The sequence below is a fragment of the Azospirillum himalayense genome, assembly GCF_042657465.1.
In the GTDB taxonomy this organism is placed as follows: Bacteria; Pseudomonadota; Alphaproteobacteria; order Azospirillales; family Azospirillaceae; genus Azospirillum; species Azospirillum himalayense.
In genome coordinates this window covers 1-18,500 of record NZ_JBHSLC010000009.1, presented here as the reverse complement: position 1 = coordinate 18,500, position 18,500 = coordinate 1, and the positions used below count along the sequence as shown (strand labels likewise).

General features: G+C 69.0%; 18 protein-coding genes. 6 read left to right on the top strand and 12 right to left on the bottom strand.

The window, feature by feature from the left end; genetic code table 11:
• Positions 1-8: 8 nt before the first annotated feature.
• The 6 genes from mtaB to ACFPMG_RS06830 form a co-directional block, all read right to left on the bottom strand.
• The gene (gene mtaB / locus ACFPMG_RS06855; RefSeq protein ID WP_137139859.1) at positions 9-1,268 is read right to left on the bottom strand and encodes a tRNA (N(6)-L-threonylcarbamoyladenosine(37)-C(2))-methylthiotransferase MtaB; all 1,260 of its coding nucleotides are present in this window, start codon (positions 1,266-1,268) and stop codon (positions 9-11) included.
• 45 nt (positions 1,269-1,313) lie between these two features.
• Complete coding sequence (dapF, locus tag ACFPMG_RS06850; RefSeq protein WP_376994450.1) at positions 1,314-2,150, bottom strand: diaminopimelate epimerase; 837 nt, start codon at positions 2,148-2,150, stop codon at positions 1,314-1,316.
• A 75-nt stretch (positions 2,151-2,225) separates the two neighbouring features.
• Positions 2,226-2,552: a hypothetical protein gene (locus tag ACFPMG_RS06845; RefSeq protein WP_376994449.1), complete on the bottom strand. Its 327-nt coding sequence runs from the start codon at positions 2,550-2,552 to the stop codon at positions 2,226-2,228.
• 165 nt (positions 2,553-2,717) lie between these two features.
• Positions 2,718-3,152: a GtrA family protein gene (locus tag ACFPMG_RS06840; RefSeq protein ID WP_376994448.1), complete on the bottom strand. Its 435-nt coding sequence runs from the start codon at positions 3,150-3,152 to the stop codon at positions 2,718-2,720.
• 2 nt (positions 3,153-3,154) lie between these two features.
• On the bottom strand, positions 3,155-4,195 hold the full coding sequence (locus ACFPMG_RS06835) for a glycosyltransferase family 2 protein (protein WP_376994447.1): 1,041 nt from the start codon (positions 4,193-4,195) through the stop codon (positions 3,155-3,157).
• A gap of 55 nt (positions 4,196-4,250) precedes the next feature.
• Entirely contained in the window at positions 4,251-5,879 is a 1,629-nt protein-coding gene (locus ACFPMG_RS06830) for a hypothetical protein (RefSeq protein ID WP_376994446.1), read from the bottom strand.
• Between the two features lie 261 nt (positions 5,880-6,140).
• On the opposite strand from ACFPMG_RS06830, the gene leuD reads away from it, so the two are divergent.
• Positions 6,141-6,752 (top strand): 3-isopropylmalate dehydratase small subunit, encoded by a 612-nt coding sequence (gene leuD / locus ACFPMG_RS06825; RefSeq protein WP_014241647.1) that lies wholly within the window; start codon positions 6,141-6,143, stop codon positions 6,750-6,752.
• 150 nt (positions 6,753-6,902) lie between these two features.
• The gene (gene leuB / locus ACFPMG_RS06820) at positions 6,903-8,018 is read left to right on the top strand and encodes a 3-isopropylmalate dehydrogenase (protein ID WP_376994445.1); all 1,116 of its coding nucleotides are present in this window, start codon (positions 6,903-6,905) and stop codon (positions 8,016-8,018) included.
• Positions 8,019-8,116: 98 nt separating this feature from the next.
• On the opposite strand, the gene ACFPMG_RS06815 is transcribed toward leuB, so the two are convergent.
• The gene (locus tag ACFPMG_RS06815) at positions 8,117-8,437 is read right to left on the bottom strand and encodes a con-10 family general stress protein (RefSeq protein ID WP_014241644.1); all 321 of its coding nucleotides are present in this window, start codon (positions 8,435-8,437) and stop codon (positions 8,117-8,119) included.
• 213 nt (positions 8,438-8,650) lie between these two features.
• Here ACFPMG_RS06815 and ACFPMG_RS06810 point away from each other — a divergent pair, with 213 nt between their 5' ends.
• Positions 8,651-9,169, top strand: a complete 519-nt coding sequence (locus tag ACFPMG_RS06810) for a hypothetical protein (RefSeq protein WP_376994444.1) — start codon at positions 8,651-8,653, stop codon at positions 9,167-9,169.
• Positions 9,170-9,199: 30 nt separating this feature from the next.
• On the opposite strand, the gene ACFPMG_RS06805 is transcribed toward ACFPMG_RS06810, so the two are convergent.
• Positions 9,200-10,081, bottom strand: coding sequence for an HpcH/HpaI aldolase/citrate lyase family protein (locus ACFPMG_RS06805; RefSeq protein WP_376994443.1), 882 nt, complete (start codon positions 10,079-10,081; stop codon positions 9,200-9,202).
• A gap of 160 nt (positions 10,082-10,241) precedes the next feature.
• Here ACFPMG_RS06805 and pdxY point away from each other — a divergent pair, with 160 nt between their 5' ends.
• A complete protein-coding gene (pdxY, locus tag ACFPMG_RS06800) occupies positions 10,242-11,102 on the top strand; it encodes a pyridoxal kinase PdxY (protein WP_376994442.1) in 861 nt (286 codons plus the stop codon).
• A gap of 50 nt (positions 11,103-11,152) precedes the next feature.
• Complete coding sequence (locus ACFPMG_RS06795; protein ID WP_376994440.1) at positions 11,153-11,731, top strand: LOG family protein; 579 nt, start codon at positions 11,153-11,155, stop codon at positions 11,729-11,731.
• Between the two features lie 24 nt (positions 11,732-11,755).
• On the opposite strand, the gene ACFPMG_RS06790 is transcribed toward ACFPMG_RS06795, so the two are convergent.
• The 3 genes from ACFPMG_RS06790 to ACFPMG_RS06780 all read right to left on the bottom strand — a co-directional run bounded on the left by ACFPMG_RS06790 (position 11,756) and on the right by ACFPMG_RS06780 (position 14,960).
• Entirely contained in the window at positions 11,756-12,169 is a 414-nt protein-coding gene (locus ACFPMG_RS06790; RefSeq protein ID WP_376994439.1) for a hypothetical protein, read from the bottom strand.
• A gap of 132 nt (positions 12,170-12,301) precedes the next feature.
• Positions 12,302-13,456 carry a cell division protein ZapE gene (gene zapE, locus ACFPMG_RS06785; RefSeq protein ID WP_376994438.1) on the bottom strand — a complete coding sequence of 385 codons (1,155 nt, stop codon included), beginning with the start codon at positions 13,454-13,456 and terminating at the stop codon, positions 12,302-12,304.
• A 115-nt stretch (positions 13,457-13,571) separates the two neighbouring features.
• On the bottom strand, positions 13,572-14,960 hold the full coding sequence (locus ACFPMG_RS06780; protein ID WP_376994437.1) for a diguanylate cyclase: 1,389 nt from the start codon (positions 14,958-14,960) through the stop codon (positions 13,572-13,574).
• 246 nt (positions 14,961-15,206) lie between these two features.
• Between ACFPMG_RS06780 and ACFPMG_RS06775 the strand changes: the two genes are divergently transcribed.
• Entirely contained in the window at positions 15,207-17,456 is a 2,250-nt protein-coding gene (locus ACFPMG_RS06775; protein ID WP_376994436.1) for an ATP-binding protein, read from the top strand.
• A 127-nt stretch (positions 17,457-17,583) separates the two neighbouring features.
• Here the strand turns inward: ACFPMG_RS06775 and odhB are convergent.
• A partial coding sequence (gene odhB / locus ACFPMG_RS06770) for a 2-oxoglutarate dehydrogenase complex dihydrolipoyllysine-residue succinyltransferase (RefSeq protein ID WP_376994435.1) occupies positions 17,584-18,500 on the bottom strand: 917 nt, incomplete at its 5' end.

Here is an 18,500-nt window from a genome sequence, read left to right as displayed (position 1 = left end):
CACTGTTCTCAAAGGGGGGTGCCGGTCAGCGCGCCGCCGGCCACGCCGGTGACCGTGGCGCGCAGGACGGAGCCGGGGGGCCGGGGCGTGCCCAGGCGGATTTCGGCGAAATGCTGGGTGCGGCCGAGATCATCCTTCTCGACCAGCACCGACACCTCGCGCCCAACCAGCGAGGCCAGCGTGCGGGCCTCGGCCTCGGCGCCGCGCGCGCGCAGACGGGCCGCGCGCTCCTTGCGGAGGCCGCCGTCGACCTGCGGCATGCGGGCGGCCGGGGTGCCGGGGCGTGGGCTGTAGGGGAAGACGTGCAGCCAGGTCAGGCCGCACTCCTCAACCAGCCGCATCGTGTTCTCGAACATCTCGTCGGTCTCGGTCGGGAAGCCGGCGATGAAGTCGGCGCCGAACACCATGTCGGGACGCAGGGAGCGCACGCGCTCGCAGAAGGCGATGGCGTCGGCGCGGCTGTGCCGGCGCTTCATGCGCTTCAGGATCATGTCGTCGCCGGCCTGGAGCGACAGGTGGAGGTGCGGCATCAGCCGCGGCTCGGTCTCGATCAGCCGCCACAGGTCGTCGTCGATCTCGATGCAGTCGAGCGAGGACAGGCGAAGCCGCGGCAGCTCCGGCACCAGCGCCAGCAGGCGGCGCACCATCTGCCCCAGCGTCGGCGTGCCCGGCAGGTCGGGGCCGAAGCTGGTGATGTCCACGCCGGACAGCACGACCTCGTTGTAGCCGGCCTTCACCAGCGCCTGCACCTGCTCCACCACCGCGCCGATGGGAACGGAGCGCGACGGGCCGCGACCATAGGGGATGATGCAGAAGGTGCAGCGGTGGTCGCAGCCCTGCTGGACCTGGACGAAGGCGCGCGCCCGGTCCTCGAACCCGCCGATCAGGTGGCCGGCGGTCTCCTTCACCGACATGATGTCGTTGACCAGCACCTTCTCCGCCGGGGCCAGACCCCAGCTTTCCGGTTGCAGCTTCTCCTGGTTGCCAAGCACCTGATCGACCTCCGGCATGGCGCCGTAGCGCTGCGGGTCGATCTGGGCGGCGCAGCCGGTCACCACGATGCGGGCGTTCGGGCGCTCGCGGCGCAGCTTGCGGATGGTCTGGCGGGCCTGCCGTTCCGCTTCCGAGGTCACCGCGCAGGTGTTGACGATGACGACGTCCCCCAGCCCGGCGTTGCGGGCGTGGGTGCGCATCACCTCGGATTCGTAGGTGTTCAGGCGGCAGCCGAAGGTGACGATCTCCGGCTCGTTGGTCACAGTGTCGCTCATGCTCTTTCAGCCTAACGGGCGGCCCTATGCTTCAATGGAGACCGCTCAGACGGCGACCAGCTCCGGAGACAGCCGCCCGGTATAGCTGAGGGCAACCGGGCCGGTCATCAGGACGCGGCCGTCCTCACGCCATTCGATGGTCAGGGTGCCGCCATCCAGGATCACGTCGACCTTGCGGTTGGTCAGCCCGCGGCGGATCGCGGCGACCGCGGTGGCGCAGGCGCCGGTCCCGCAGGCCTGGGTGATGCCGGCCCCGCGCTCCCACACCCGCATACGGACGGCGGTGGGGGACAACACCTGGACGAATTCGACATTGGTGCGCTGGGGGAAGGCCGGGTGATTCTCGAACACCGGACCGACCTCGGCCAGCGGCACGGCCTCGGCATCGTCCACGAAGAAGACGGCGTGCGGGTTGCCCATGCTGACCGCGGTGGGACCGGCGAAGCCGCCGTGCGACACCGCGTCGAGGCGCAGCGTATCCGCCGGTTCCGCCAGCGGGATCTGCGTCCAGTCCAGATTGGCCTGACCCATGTCCACGGTGATCCGCCCGTTGTCGGCGCGGCTGGCCTGCAGGATGCCGGCGTTGGTCTCGAAGGCGACGCGCTCCGCCCCCGCCTCCTCCATCAGCAGCCAGCCGACGCAGCGCGAGGCGTTGCCACAGGCCGACACCTCGCCGCCGTCGGCGTTGCGGATGCGCATGAAGCCCGCCGTGCCGTCCGTTTTCGCCGGCTCGATCACGATGAACTGGTCGCAGCCCACCCCGGTCTTGCGGTCGGCGATGGCACGCACCTCGGCCTCGGCCGGCGAGTACGGCGTTTTGCGGGCGTCGATCACGACAAAGTCGTTGCCGAGCCCGTGCATCTTCAGGAATTCGCGCGTCATGACCGCCGTTATATGGCGACCGGGCCTGCGGAGTCCATGGCTGCACGGGGTGGTCGCGGCAAACAGTTCACGGAGTCACTGGGTTTCGGCCGCACCGGTATCGGCGATGTCCCCGTCCATGTCCCCGTCGGGCAGGGGAGCGCCCGATGCGGGGGGGATGCCTTCCAGCAGGTCGAGCATCCGGGCGAGGGTGTCCACCGACTCGGGGCGCGGCGGCGTTCCGCCGGTCCGCTCCCACGCCTCGTAATCCCAACCCGCGGCTCCCATCGCCATGTCGGGCAGCGTGAAATGCCCCTCCACAGCACGGGTCGGCGGTCCGCCCATGCGGGACAGCCCGACCAGCAGGGCTACGGACACGGTGACTCCAGCCACCCAGGCCCACAGCACGTCGCTGTTGTTCATGGCTCCCTCCCGGCTCTTTGCCAAGGCAGGTCGGTGTCGGGGCCATTCCCGTCGGATGCGCCCCATTCCATGGACTTCGGGTGTCTGCGGCGGCGCACAATGGGACTTCCGGTCATATGCGGAAGAGGAGAGGGTGGTCGGGCGCCTCGCCTCAAGTGTCCCGGCTCAAGCGCCCTTGAAGACCAGATGCTTGGAGGCGGCGAAGTTCAGTGCCATGCCGGACAGCGAGCCGGCGGCGACGGCCAGCACCGGGTGGGCCTCGGCCAGCGGCAGGGCGGCTTCCAGCCCGACCGAGACGCCGTAATTCACCGCTCCGCCGAAGGCGTTGGCGGCCAGGAAGGTGGCCCATTGCCGGTAGAGCGGCGCGTCGGCCGCCCCGCGGAAGGTGAAGGCGCGGTTCAGCGCGAAGGTCGTGGTGGCGGCGGCCAGATAGGCCGGGATGCGGGCGGCGAAGAACTCCAACCCGGCGCCGAACACCAGCGCGTAGACCACCGCCGTGTCCACCACCAGACCGACCACGCCGACGAGGCCGAACTTGCCGAACTGAACGGCCAGCCGTCCGAGCCGGCTGTCGGACAGGGCGCCGATGGGATTGCCCATGGTCAGGACCCGGCGGCCTTGCGGACCGGATGGACGCCCGGTGCGGGAATCGACAGGTAGCGCATGCGCTTGGCCTCGCGGCGGCCCAGCGTGACGGTGTCGAGGATCAGCCCGCAGGTCAGGCTGAGGAAGCCCAGCAGCACCAGACCGGTGGACAGCACGGCGGTGGGCAGGCGCGGCACCAGCCCGGTCTGCAGGTAGGTCGCCACCACCGGCCAGGCGAGGATCACCGACGCCGCGGCGAGGGCCGCGAAGATGGCAAAGAAGAAGGGCAGCGGGCGCTCCTCCTTCACCAGATTGACGATGGTGCGCAGGATGCGGATGCCGTCGCGGATGGTGTTCAGCTTGCTGTGCGAGCCCGGCGGGCGGTCCTTGTAGGGCGCCTTGATCTCGGCGATGGGCATGTTCAGCTCCAGCGCGTGGACGGTCAGCTCCGTCTCCGTCTCGAAGCCGCTGGCAAGCGCCGGGAAGGACTTGATGAAGCGGCGCGAGAAAACGCGGTAGCCCGACAGCATGTCCTGGATGCGGTCGCCGAAGATCAGCGCGACCATGCCGGTCAGCAGCTTGTTGCCGAAGCGGTGGCCGGGCCGGTAGGCCTTGACGATCTCGGTGACGCGGGCGCCGTTGACCATGTCGAGCTGGTCGTCCCACAGCCGCTTGACCATCAGCGGGGCGGAGGGGGCGTGGTAGGTGTCGTCGCCGTCGACCAGCACATAGACGTCCGCCTCGATGTCGGAGAACATCCGGCGCATGACGTTGCCCTTGCCCTGCAACGGTTCGTGCCGGACCACGGCGCCGGCCGCCTTCGCCACCTCCACCGTTCGGTCGGACGAGTTGTTGTCGTAGACGTAGACCGTCGCGTCGGGCAGGGCCGTGCGGAAGTCGCGCACGACGGCGGCGATGGCCGCCTCCTCGTTGTAGCAGGGGATCAGCACCGCCACCACGGGGGCCGTGTCCGTGTCCGACTCCCTGGTCGGGGTTGCGGACGCCGCGGGCCGGTCGGATTGACGGTCGGCCGGTCGGTCAATGGTGGAGACGGTCATGGCGATGCGCTTCGAAACGGTGCCGGTGTAGGGTTAAACAGCACAATTGCCCAATTTAATCCACTGACCTTTCATGGTCCGCCATGCGTTGCACGTCGCAAAGGTTCAGCGGCTCGCCCAGGTTGTTGGGGATGACGCGGCAGTTGTCCTGCACCACCCGAAGCCCCAGCAGGGCGGCGGCCTTCGCGGCGCCGGGCGTGTCGGGGATGGTGCTGAGCATCAGGAAGCGCCCGCGGTGCGCCCCCACCTTGTCCCGCATCAGGGCAAGGTAGCCGTTGCCGACCGAGTCCGGCTGAAGGAAGTTGGACTGGATGCGCACGAAGGGGATGCGCGGCGGAAAGGCCGGGATGACGTGGGAACTCGCCCAGTAACCGGCCATCAGCACCATCGTGTCGTCGGGGTTCTCGATGGGCGGCACGGCGGCCTCCACCCAGCGGTCGCTCCACGGCACGTGGCCCCAATCGGCGGGCCGGGCGGTGGCCTGGACCAGAAGCAGAAGCGCCGCCGCCAGGACGAGCGCCGCCCGGCGCGGCACCGGCAGCAGGCCCGCCGCCATGACGATGGCCAACGGGGCCAGCATCTCCAGCGGCACCAGATAGCGGTAAATGCAGAACATCCCCACCCACAGCGCGTAGGTCACCGCCATGGCGGTCAGCAGGTAGCGGGTGGCGGCGGTGTCGGTCAGCCCCGCGGAAGGCCGGCGGAAGACGCGTGCGAGCAGCGCCAGCGCCGCGGCGGCGGGAACGAGGAGGAACAGCACCAGGACGCGCAGGTCGAAGAAGGGGACCTCGCCGACCTTCAGCGGCGCGAAGGGGAAGACCAGCGGGAAGAGCAGGCGCTCCAGCCGCGAGTCCGGGAAGAAGCCGACGTTGACGTAGCCGGACAGCGCGGCGAAGGGCGACTTAAAGATCTGGTTCATGTGCGGGAAGACCGGGTTCCCGTACTCCACCCACAGATGGGCCATCCAGAAGCCGCCGCACAGCGCCAGCCCGCCGAGCACCCCGACACCGAAGAGGAAAGCCAGCCACAGCCGCCGCCAGGGCCGCGCCGGCAGCGCCAGGAAGGCGAGGCAGAGCCCGACCGCGTAGATCACTGTGGGGTTCTTCAGCCCCATCGCCGCCCCGGCCAGCAGCCCCGCCGCGGCCGCCCGCACTAGGGCGCCCGGCACCGGCCCGTCGATCAGCCGCGGCAGCGACCCCGCCACCACGACCAGCGCGCCGAGCACGCCCAGGCTGACCATGTTGTCGTGGAAGGTGGTGCCGAGCAGCCCCAGCGCGCCGCCTCCGAAGCCGGCCATCGCCGCCAGCAGGGCGGCCAGCGCCACCCGTTGCCCCGCGCCACCGATGCGCAGGGTGGCGTGGGCCAGCAGGAAGGCCAGCGCCAGATTCAGCCCGTGCAGCGTCCCCCAGACGAATCCCGCCGCGCGCGCCGGCAGATGGCTGGCGAGCAGATAGAAGGGCACGTCCAACAGGGGGTTGTAGAAGTTGGGCATCTGCGCCGGCAGCATGTCCATGCCCAGCCGCCCGGTCAGCAGGGCGTAGGCGTTGTACCAATGGTAGTTCCGCAGGTCCCAGTTGGCGTCCATGCCCAGCGCCAGCCCGAGCAGGCCGTAGAGCGGCGGGGCCAGCAGCAGAAAGGCGAGCGCCGCAATGCGCGGGCGGCGGGCGGCGGGAAGCAAGGTCATGGAGGTCGCGGAACCCAGGGGGACGTCCGCCCCTTGGTAGGCGAGGGAGCGCCGCGCAGCAAGGACGGGATGCCGCGCCGGAGGCGGCGGAGGGAAATCGGGAGCAATTTCGTTGCGTCCGGCTGTGTTCCGGGATGCGGAATCGCGCGCCGCGAGCGGCATTTGCGGCAAGCTTCCTCTGGCAATGGCGGGACGGGTCTGCTATTCACCGAACTCCGCATGCACACGCTTGCGCCTCTTTTGCGCGACAGGATTCTGGCGATGGAAAAGTTTACGGTTCTCACCGGTGTTGCGGCGCCGCTGCCGATGATCAACGTCGACACCGACATGATCATTCCCAAGCAATTCCTGAAGACCATCAAGCGGACCGGGCTGGGCAAGCATCTTTTCGACGAGATGCGCTACACCCCGGACGGCGCCGAGGTCGCGGAATTCGTCCTCAACAAGCCGGCCTACCGCAGCGCCAAGATCCTCGTTTCGGGCGACAATTTCGGCTGCGGCTCCTCGCGTGAGCATGCGCCGTGGGCGCTGGCCGATTTCGGCATCCGCTGCATCATCGCGCCGAGCTTCGCGGACATCTTCTTCAACAACTGCTTCAAGAACGGCATCCTGCCGATCAAGCTGCCGAAGGAACAGGTGGACCTGCTGCTCGACGACGCGTCGCGCGGGTCGAACGCCATCGTCTCGGTGGATCTGGAGAAGCAGGAGATCACCGGTCCGGACGGCGGCAAGATCAGCTTCGAGGTCGACCCCTTCCGCAAGCATTGCCTGCTCAACGGGCTGGACGACATCGGCCTGACCATGCAGCAGGCCGCCTTCATCGACCAGTATGAAGGCAAGCAGCGCGGCGGCCAGCCCTGGCTCTGGGGCTGACCAGCCCGGCTGTGAGGGCCAACCGATACCGGCCCAATGGCATCGGGCCATGACGGCCTTGCGGACCGGCGGGGTGGGAGCCACCTTCCGGCCTGTCGGTCCGCGGATTAGACAACACTGATAAAGTCTCCAATGGGGAGTGCGTGCGCCATGCCCGCCAACAAGAAGCTTCTGTTTTTGCCCGGCGACGGGATCGGTCCGGAGGTCATGCGCCAGGTGCGCCGGGTCATCGACTGGCTCGACCGCAAGCGCAACGTCACCTTCGACGTCACCGAAGGGCTGGTCGGCGGTGCGGCGATCGACGCCTACGGCGTTCCCCTGAAGGACGAGACGCTGGCCGACGCGCTGGCGGCGGACGCGGTGATGCTGGGCGCCGTCGGCGGCCCGAAGTGGGACAACCCCACCGACTACACCAAGCGTCCGGAAGCCGGCCTGCTGTCGCTCCGCAAGGAGCTGAACCTGTTCGCCAACCTGCGCCCGGCGGTGGTGTTCGATGCCCTGGTCGACGCCTCGACCCTGAAGGCCGACGTCATCAGGGGCCTGGACATCCTGATCGTCCGCGAGCTGACCGGCGGCGTCTATTTCGGTGAGCCGCGCGGCATCACCGACATCGGCAACGGCGAGCGCCGCGGCGTCAACACCCAGGTCTACACGACCAGCGAGATCCGCCGCGTCGCCCGCGTCGCCTTCGAGCTGGCGCGCAAGCGCGGCAACAAGCTCCACTCGATGGAGAAGGCCAACGTGATGGAATCGGGCCTCCTGTGGCGCCAGGAAGTCACGAAGCTCCATCAGGAGGAGTTCTCCGACGTCACGCTGGAGCACATGTACGCCGACAACGGCGCCATGCAGCTTCTGAAGAACCCGAAGCAGTTCGATGTGATCGTCACCGACAACCTGTTCGGCGACATCCTGTCGGACGAGGCGGCGATGATGACCGGCTCGCTCGGCATGCTGCCGTCGGCCTCGCTCGGCGCCCCGGACGCCAACGGCCAGCGCAAGGCGCTCTACGAGCCGGTGCACGGCTCCGCCCCGGACATCGCCGGCCGCGACCTCGCCAACCCCTGCGCGACGCTGCTGTCCTTTGCCATGTGCCTGCGCTACTCGTTCAACATGGACGAGGAAGCGAAGATGCTGGAGAGGGCCGTGCAGAACGTGCTGTCGGGCGGCATGCGCACGGCGGACATCATGGCGCCGGGCATGGCCCGCTGCTCCACGACCGTCATGGGCGACTCGATCCTGCGCGAGCTGGACAAGCTGGCCTCCTGACCGGTTGCGGCGCCGGCCCGACGGGCCACGACGACCAGCGGACGGCGAAAAGAAAGCCCCTCTCCGGTTCCGGAGAGGGGCTTTTCTCGTTGGTGCCGTCAGTCGCCTTCGCCCGGGCGTATGGCGGCCCCGCGTCCGCCATGACTCGCCTGCCCACCCTTCCGCCCCGCTTCGGCGGCCAGGGATGGGTTCTTGGAGAAGCTGCGGGAGGACGCCGGTACGCTCCGGCCCCCCTTCCGCCCCGCCTCCGCGGCGAGTTCCGGGTTCTTGGAGAAGCTGCGCTTGTCGGCTGGCACGCTTTCCCCGCCCTTGCTGGCGATCTGGCGTTGCCGGTCACGGTCCATCGACGCGAAGCCGCGGTTCGATGTGCGACCGCTCCCGGATTGGACTTCGTCTTGGCCGTTGTCTTTCGAGGCCATCTTCAACCTCCACCTCTGCCACATGTCGGAAAACCAATGGGGGGCGACTTGGTTCCGGGGAGGTCGTGATTCCGATTCCTTCGGCACCCCTAAGTGGCATCGGAATCCATTGGACTGCATCCGGGAACGCTTCGCCTCCCGATCGGTTGAGCGGACGGGGGTAAGCCGAAGCGGGACCACGAAGCAGAGCGCCATAAGCAGAGAGGTTCAACGATGGGAGTCGAACTCACGGCCGAACGACGGTTGTTGTCCGAGAAGGAATTCGAACAGGTCCGCCGCAGCCATTATCCGGAGTTGGAGGCTTTGCCGCCCGACGAAACCCTGACGCTCGCCCGCTGGCTGCGCGGGGAGCGCGACCGGGCGCGCGACATCATCGCCTCGCGCCGCCGCGGACGGCGGGGAAAGGCCAGCGGCACCGGCCAGCAATCGGCCGACGCCAGCGAACGCGGCCTGTCCGCCAAGAAGCAGGTCTACGCGCGGGCCTTGAAGCGGGTGAACGGGCGGCTGGAGCGGTTCCGCGCCGAGCGGCGGCGGGAGATCATCCAGGCCAACCTTCAGGACGCCCTGAAGCGCAGGAGGGACGCGGAGCCCCAGCACCCGTCGCCCGGACGCACCCCCCGCAAGGGCATGCGTCCGATCCCCAGCGGGCGTCGGACGGTCGACACCGATCCGCGCGAGATCGGGCGGGTGTCGCAGTTCGTGAAGGACGCGCAGGCGCGCCGCGATTCCTGAGCGCTCAGTCCATGAGAGGGGCGGTGGGCGTCAGCCCGCCGCCTCCAGCGCCCGGATTGCCTCGGCCAGCGCGACGAGGCGCCGGGCGTTCTCGACGTGCAGGTTCTCCACCAGCCGCCCGTCGACCAGAACGACTCCCTTGCCCTGGGCGACGGCCTCGGCATGGGCCTGGATGATGCGGTGGGCCTGGGCGACCTCGTCCTCGCTCGGCGCGAAGGCGGCGTTGCAGGCGGCGATGGTCTTGGGATGGATCAGCGTCTTGCCGTCGAAGCCAAGCTCCCGCCCCTGGGCGCAGGACCCGGCGAAGCCCGCGTCGTCGTTCAGGTCGAGATGCACCCCGTCCAAGATGGCGAGGCCGTAGGCCCGCGCCGCCAGCAGGCAAAGGCCCAGGCTGGTCAGCATCGGCAGCCGGTCGCGCGTGTGCGCCGCGTGCAGGTCCTTGGCGAGGTCCGAGGTGCCCATCACCAGCCCGCCCAGCTTCGGGCTGGCCCCGGCGATCTCCTTGGCGTTCAGCATGCCCAGCGGCGTCTCCATCATGCACCAGATGGTCTGCCCGTCGGGCGAGCCGTTGGCGCGCAGCACCGCCTCGGCCTGGCGGACCATGTCGGGGCTCTCCACCTTCGGCAGCAGCACCGCGTCGGCCCCGCTGGAGGCCGCCATCACGAGGTCGTCGTAGCCCCAGGGCGTGTTCAGCCCGTTGCTGCGGACCACCAGCTCCCGCCCGCCATAGCCGCCGGCGGCGATGGACGCCTTGATGGTGGCGCGGGCCTCCGCCTTGGCGTCGGGGGCGACGGCGTCCTCCAGATCGAGGATCAGCCCGTCGGCGGGCAGGCTGCGCCCCTTCTCCAGGGCGCGGGCGTTGGAGCCGGGCATGTAGAGCACGCTGCGGCGCGGGCGGGCGGTGGCGGCCATGGCATTCCCTCAAGCGATCTTGTTGCCGCAGGATTAGCCGCCGGAGCGCGGGCTGTCCATGCGGCGCGTGAGGCGTGAAACTCTGGTCTGCATGGAAACATCCCCAGCGTGTGGCGCGGACGGTTTAGGATGCGCCCCCAACCTTTCGGATCGTCCGCCCATGAAGACCGTCATTTCGATCCAGTCCCACGTCGCTTACGGCTATGTCGGCAACCGGGCCGCGGTGTTCCCGCTGCAACGGCTGGGCTGCGACGCCATCGCGGTGAACACGGTGCAGTTCTCCAACCACACCGGCTACGGCGAATGGACCGGGCAGGTCTTCACAGCGGAGCATGTGGCCGACCTGATGGACGGCGTCGCCGCGCGCGGCGTCCTGCCCACCTGCGACGCGCTGTTGTCCGGCTACATGGGCGACGTCGGGCTGGGCCAAGTGATCGTCGAGACGGCGGCCCGGCTGAAGGCGGCCAACCCGCGCGCCGTCTACGCCTGCGACCCGGTGATGGGCGACGTCGGGCGCGGCTTCTTCGTGCGTCCCGGCCTGCCGGAGTTCATTCGCGACCATGCCGTCCCCGCCGCCGACCTGATGACCCCCAACCAGTTCGAGCTGGAGTATCTGACCGGCCGGACGGTGCAGACGCTGGACGACGCGCTGGCCGCCACCGCCGCCCTGCGGGAGCGCGGGCCGCGGCTGGTCCTGGTGACCAGCCTGACCCGCAAGGACGCCGATCCCGGCCACATCGAGATGCTGGCCGACGACCGGGACGGCGCGTGGCTGGTCTCCACCCCGCGGCTGCCGCTGGACCCGCCGCCCAACGGGTCGGGCGATGCGGTGGCCGCCCTGTTCCTGGCCCATTACCTGAAGGCTTTCGATCCGGCCGGCGCGCTGGAGCAGGCGGCGGCGGCCATCTACGCCATCTTCCAGACCACCCGCCGGATGGGCACGCGGGAGCTGCAACTGATCGCGGCGCAGGACGAGTTCGTGAACCCCGGCCAGCGCTTCACGGCCACCCGCGTCCGGTAAGCCACCTGTTACGACACGCGTCCAAGAGACGGCGCGCACAGAGGAACGACATGCGGATTTGCGTCTATGCCGGGTCCAACCCCGGCACCAACCCGGCCTATGGCGAGGCCGCGGAGCAGCTTGGCCGCCACATGGCGGAGCGTGGCATCGGCCTCGTCTACGGCGGTGGACGGACCGGCCTGATGGGGCGGATCGCCGACTCGGTCCTGGCGGCGGGCGGCACGGTCACCGGCATCATCCCGCAATTCCTGATGGACAAGGAGGTCGGCCACCAGGGGCTCCAGGAGCTGCGGATCGTCTCCACCATGCACGAGCGCAAGGCCCTGATGGCCGAGCTGTCGGACGGTTTCATCGCGCTGCCCGGCGGCATCGGCACGCTGGAGGAGCTGTTCGAGGTGTGGACCTGGGCGCAGCTCGGCCGTCACCACAAGCCCTGCGGCCTGCTCAACGCCTCCGGTTTCTACGACGGGCTGGCCGGCTTCCTCGACCATGTGGCGGGGGAGCGCTTCATGCAGCCCAAACACCGCGACATGCTGATCGTCCGCGACACCGCGCCGGGCATCCTGGACGCCTTCGCCGCCTACGAGCCGCCGGCGGTGAGGAAGTGGCTGGACGAGGCCCGTACCTGACCCGCCACCTGACCCGGCGGCTCCTCAGGGCTCGAAGAGCTTCTTCATCAGAGCGTTCCAGTCGCGCTTGAACTGGGTGCCGAAATCCGCCTCGGCGACCGCATTGCCGCGGCCGGCCGGGCGGACGATGGCAGCCGCCTGGGAATCGGGCTGGGCCTTTGCCTTGCGCTGGACGGTGACGACCCGCTTCTTCGGGGGCGGGTCGGGCTTGCGGGCGGGCAGGGGGGCCGCGGTCACCGTGACGGCGGGCGCCGCCCCGGTCTGCGAATTCCGGGAAAAGGCATCCTTGCACCAGCCGCTGTCGCGCGCCTGGGTCAGCGCGTCCCCGTCGAGCAGCCAGCAGTCGACGCTGCCCGCCCCGGCGGCGGGGGCGGGCTGGATCGGTGCCGTCAGAAAAAGCGCCAGCGTCAGTGCACCGCACCGGGACCGCCAAGGCATGCTTCGCCCTCTCCCTCGCCGTTGGACCGACGTTCAGCAATACAACGTCGGGCGCCCAATTATCTTCGGCGCGAAACGGGAGTAGGACGGCATCGCCGTGGTAACACGGGCGGGGCGAGGCGCCCCGGCCCCTCAGGTCAGATGCTGCTGGCGCAGGTAGTCCTCGGACTGCATCTCCATCAGGCGGCTGACCGTGCGTTCGAATTCGAAGGCGTGGGTGCCCTCGGGGTACAGCCGCTCCGGCGGGCCTTCGGCGGCGACCACGAGGTTGACCTTGTGCTCGTAGAGCGCGTCGATCAGCGTCATGAAGCGCTTGGCCTCGTTGCGCAGCTCGTCCTTCATCGTCGGCACGCCGTGGATCAGCACGGTGTGGAAGTGCGTCGCGATGGCGATGTAGTCGGCCGCACCCAGCGGCTTGCCGCACAGGCTCCAGAAATCCACCAGGGCGACGCATTTGGCGGCGCAGGCGATCTCCACCTTCCGGCCCTGGACCGACAGATGGGTCGGTTCGCCCCGGGCGCCGTCGGTCAGCGTTTCGAAGGTCTGGCGGATCCTGGCGTCGCTCTCCGGGCCGAGCGGCCAGAAATAGACGGGCTTGCCCTGGAGCCGGTCCAGCCGGTAGTCGGTCGGCCCTTCCAGCGCCAGAACGTCGAGCCTTTCCTTGAGCAGGGCGATGAAGGGCAGGAACAGCTCGCGCTGCAGCCCGTCCTTGTAGAGCATGTCCGGCGGCCAGTTGGACGTCGCGACCACCACCACGCCCAGGTCGAACAGGCTGGTGAACAGCCGGCCCAGGATCATCGCGTCCACGACGTTGGTGACGTGGAACTCGTCGAAGCAGAGCAGCCACGCCTCGTCGGCCAGCGCGCGGGCCAGTTCGGGCAGCGCGTCGTCGGCGTCCTTGCCCTTGCTCTTGCCCGACTGGCGGTGCTGGTGGATGCGCTCGTGCACCTCCAGCATGAATTCGTGGAAATGGACGCGGCGCTTCTTCTCCACCGGGGCGGTGTCGAAGAACAGGTCCATCAGCATCGACTTGCCACGCCCGACGCCGCCGTACATGTAGAGGCCCTGCGGCGCCTCCGCCGGTTCGGAGCGCGGGCGGCCCAGCCCGAACCGCTCCAGCCAGCCGGCCTTCGCTCCGCCGGCCTTCCCGGCGGGCTGGGGGCTGTAGCCCGTCAGCGCCTTGTAGAGGCTCTGGAGCTTCTCGGCGGCCAGCTCCTGGTCGGGGTCGGGGCGCAGCGTTCCGGTGCCGCGGCGGGCCCGGTAGAGCGAAAGCGGTCCGTCAGACATGGAATTCGCGGGTCTCGGCAGGGAAAGGTCTTACGTAGCCGATGCGTCCCCGCAGGGCAACGCCCGATCCCGGGATGCAGATGCGCTCGGGCGCCCGCCATTAGGCGACCACCATTCAGGCGATCACCACGCGGTTGCGGCCCTGGCGCTTGGCCTCGTAGAGCGCGGCGTCGGCCCGGCGGACGGTGTGTTCGTAATCCGGGTGCCCCTCGTGCAGGGCCGCCCCGATCGAGGCGGTGACCCGCAGCCCGTTCCCGGCGCCCCCGGCGCCCCCGGCGCTATGGAATCGGTGTTCCTCGACCGTCCGGCGCAGCTGATCGGCCTTCACGCGCAGCGCCGCCTCGTCCATCTCGGTCAGCAGGATCAGGAATTCCTCCCCGCCGTAGCGGAAGACGAAATCGCCAGCCCGGACGTGGGTGTGCAACAGTTCCGCCATGTCCGACAGGACGGAGTCGCCCGCCTGGTGGCCCAGCGTGTCGTTGATCGACTTGAAATGGTCGGCGTCCATCAGCAGCACGGCGAAAGGCTTGCCATGGCGCAGGCTGATGGCGACCTCGCGCTGGAAGATCGCCGGCATGAAGCGCCGCGTCAGCAGGCGGGTCAGCGGATCGCGCCCGCTTTCGATCTCCATCGCCTTCTCGATGATGGTGCCGAGGACATAGGCGATCTCCGTGACGTCGTTGTTCAGCTCCTTCACGAAGGCGGGGGTGATCCAGCCGCCCTCCACCGCGGCGGTCACCTTGGCGCTGATGCGGCTGGTGCGCTCGCGGATGAGGTCCAGTTCGGTGACGCGGCCGAAGGTCAGCTCCGCCTTGTGGTTCAGCCACAGGCCGAAATCGGAGGATTCGATGGGCGGCGGGCTCGCGTGGTTGCTGTCCTCATGCGCGTAGAAGGCCACCACCGTGTTGCGCAGCCAGTCGAACAGCGACGATTTCAGCCGCTCGCCCTCCAGCGCCAGATTGGGGCCGCTCATGAACATCTTGAGAGACTGCTGGTGGCGGACGTTGCCCAGCAGGTCGCCAAGATAGGCCTCGTGCATGTTGTCCAGCACGGTGTCCAGCAACTCGCCGACGAACAGGATGGCGGATGCCGTCTGGGCGCGGCTGAGGTCGGCGGCCAGCAGGCGGGCGGACAGCTCCTTCTTGACGATCCGCATCCCGGCGTTGACCAGGGTCAGCGGGATGTTGATGCGGGCGTGGATCAGCCCGACCTGGTAATTCTGCTCCAGCACCGCCGCGATGGCCTCATCGGTGGAAGCGGTGAAGAGCGCGCCGATCCAGCGCGCCAGCGACGGGCGCAGCCGTTCCTGGACCAGTGTATGGCTGAGGAAGGTGTTGCTGTCCGGGCGGTCCAGCAGGATCGCGTAGAAGACCTCCGAAATCGCCTCGGCCTCGGCGAGCGCGATGGCCGTCACGCGTTCGCGCACGGCGGGTTCGGTGTCCGTCCACAGCGACGACAGGGTGGCGGCGAGGATCGCGGCCTTGCGGTCTTTCTGGCTGTCCATCGTCCCTGTTCCTTTGCGCAACCGTCCCCGACCCCCGCGAATTCTTAACGCCCGGAGAGCGTCAGGCAAAGCGGCAATCGCTCGTTCGGCCGAACGGGTTCATTGATGCATTAAGGTTAAACTTCCATTATGGTTTTCGCGCGAGATTGACGGTGGCCGGTGGCGGTACCGTCTCACGTTGGATTTGCCACGCGGGCGGTCCGCAACGGCCCCGTTTGGACTGCGTGCGGAGATTTGTTTACAGCCATGGCCAGCCGCAATCCGGTTCGCGACGCGACCTTGCCGCCCTCCGGGACGGGGCCCGCCGGAATGGGGGAGCGCCTGTTCGAGACCCTGGGGTCGGTGCGCTTCCTGATGAGGGCGTCCGGCGTGGCCTTCATCGTCGTGGTCAACGCGATGATCGGCTATGGCGTCTGGCAGCGCCACGCCGAGGCGGTGCAGGGGGCTGAACGCTCGACCCGCAACCTCGCCCGCATCCTGGAGGAGCAGGCCGTCCGCACGGTGTTCAGCGTGGACCTGCTGCTGTCCGATCTGGTCACCGTTCTGGACACCCACCCGCAGGCGCGCACCGTGGCGGCGCCGTCGGTGAACGCCCTTTTGCGCAACCGGCGCGACGCCATCGGCCCGATCTCCGGCTTGATCGTGGTCGACGAGCAGGGCCGCGTGCTGCACCACTCCGCCGACAGCAGCCCGCCGGCCTTCGACCTGACCAACCGGCCCTATTTCGCGGTCCACCGGGACGAGGGCGCGTCGGACGGCGGGCTTCACATCGGCGCGCCGATCCCCAGCATGGCCTTCCCCGGCACCTATGTCATTCCGATGAGCCGCCGCTGGTCCCACCCGGACGGAAGCTTCGCCGGGGTGGTCGTCGCCATGATCAACCCGCTGCGGCTGGGGGCCGGCTTCGAGGGGTTGCGGCTGGGGCTGGAGGGCACGGTCACCCTGGCGCTGGCCGACGGCACGGTGCTGATCCACCGCCCGTGGGACGAGGGCCGCCGGCGCCTCGCCACGCTGGCCGACTGGCCGGAGGTCGACGCCGTGCTGCGCACGCGGGACGCGGCGACGCTGGACAGCGTGCTGCCCACCGACGGGCGCCCCAGCATCGCCAGCGTCCGCCGCGTCGCCGACTATCCCTTCACCGTCGCCGCCACCCTGCCGAAGGCCGAGGCGCTGGGCGAGTGGAAGCGCGACAGCGCGGTGTGGATCGCCATGGGCCTTGCCATGTCCGTGGTGATCGCCCTGCTGACCTGGTACGTGGAGCGGCAGCAATCCCGGCGGGAGGAGGACCAGAACCGGCTGGAGCGCGCCTCCCGACGCATCCGCGGCATCCTTGAATCCATGGTGGACGCGGTGGTCACCATTGATTCCCGTGGCATCATCGAGACCTTCAACCCCGCGGCGGAGCGCATGTTCGGCTATGCCGAGGCGGAGGTGGTGGGGCAGAGCGTCAACATCCTGCTGCCGGAAGGCTTCCGCGCCGGCCACGACCGCTCGATGGCCGAATACCGCCCGAACGCCGGCTCGCGCATCATCGGCAACGACCGCGAGGTCCTGGCGCTGCGCCGCGACGGCAGCACCTTCCCGATCAACCTGGCGGTCAGCGCGCTGCGGCTGGGCGGCCCGGACGGGGAGGGCGAGTCGAACGGGGAGGGGGGAGCGGCGCGGCGCGTCTTCGTCGGCGTCATCCGCGACGTCACGAAGCGTCGGCAGCAGGAGGCGGAACTGCTCGCCTCCAAGAGTCAGGCGGAAATGGCCAACCGCGCCAAGTCCGAATTCCTGGCCAACATGAGCCATGAACTGCGCACGCCGCTGAACGCCATCATCGGCTTCTCGGAAATCCTCGACAGCGAGTTCTTCGGTGCGCTGAACGAGCGTCAGAAATCCTGTGCCAAGGACATCCACGACAGCGGCAAGCATTTGCTGGACATCGTGAACGCCGTGCTCGACATGTCGAAGATCGAGGCGGGCCGTTATGAGCTGTCCGAGGAGGTGATCGACCCCTGCGAGGCGGTGACCCAGTGCCTGACCATGGTCCGCGACCGCGCCGCCGACAACGGGGTGGAGCTGCGCAACGGCGTGTCCGACGGGCTCCCCGCCGTCTGGGTGGACCGCCGCGCCTTCAAGCAGGTGTTGCTGAACCTGCTGTCCAACGCGGTGAAGTTCACGCCCGACGGCGGCAGCGTCACCCTGGCCGCCCGCGTCGAGGAGGACGGCGCCCTGGCCCTGTCGGTGACCGACACCGGGATCGGCATCCCAAAGGAGTTCATGGAGCATCTGTTCCAGCCCTTCCGGCAGGCCGACAACTCGGCCAGCCGCCAGTTCGAGGGCACCGGGCTGGGCCTGTCGATCTCCAAGAACTTCATGGAGCTGCACGGCGGCTCGCTGACCTGCGCCAGCACGCTCGGCGCCGGGACCACCATGACCCTGCGCCTGCCCGCCGAGCGGGTGGTGAAGCCGGAGGACACCGCTGCCCGGATCGCCGCCGTGCTGGTGTGATGGACGTGCGGTGGTGTGACGGCAAAAAATAAGGCGCCTTGCGGCGCCTTTCTTCAGGTTCCGGAGGCTTTCGTCACCGGTGGTCGGGTGCGGGAGGACGGTGCCCCCCGCAGTCCCCTTGTGCGTATCAAACGTCCAGCAGCAGGCGCCGCGGGTCCTCGATGTTCTCCTTGATGCGGACGAGGAAGGTCACCGCTTCCTTGCCGTCGATGATGCGGTGGTCGTAGGACAGGGCCAGATACATCATCGGGCGGATTTCGATCTTCCCGTTCACGACGACCGGACGCTCCTGGGTCTTGTGCATGCCCAGGATGGCCGACTGCGGCGGGTTGATGATCGGGGTGGACATCAGCGAGCCGTAGACGCCGCCGTTGGAGATGGTGAAGGTGCCGCCGGTCAGCTCGTCCATCGACAGCTTGCCGTCGCGGCCCTTCTTGCCCAGCTCGCCGATCTTGCCCTCGATCTGGGCGAAGCCGAGCTTGTCGGCGTCGCGGACGATCGGAACCACCAGACCCTGCGGCGTGCCGACGGCGACGCCGATGTCGTAGTAGTTCTTGTAGACGAGGTCGGTGCCGTCGATCTCGGCGTTGACGGCCGGGATCTCCTTCAGCGCCTGGATGGCCGCCTTCACGAAGAAGGACATGAAGCCGAGACGCACCTTGTGGCGCTTCTCGAAGAAGTCCTTGTACTCGTTGCGCAGCGCCATGACGTTGGTCATGTCCACCTCGTTGAAGGTGGTCAGCATGGCGGCGCTGTTCTGGGCCTCCTTCAGACGCTCGGCGATGCGCTGGCGCAGGCGGGTCATGCGGACCCGCTCCTCCTGCGCGGCGCGCGGACGGTCGCCCGCGGTGCCGGCGGTCCACTGGTACTTCTGCGGCGCAGCGGCCGGAGCGGCGGCGGGGGCCGCGGCCGGCTTGGCGGCGTGGTCGATCACGTCGCCCTTGGTGATGCGCCCGTCCTTGCCCGTGCCGGCGATCTGCGAGGCGTCGAGGCCCTTCTCGGCGACCAGCGTGCGGGCCGCCGGGCCGGCGTCGGCCAGGGCGG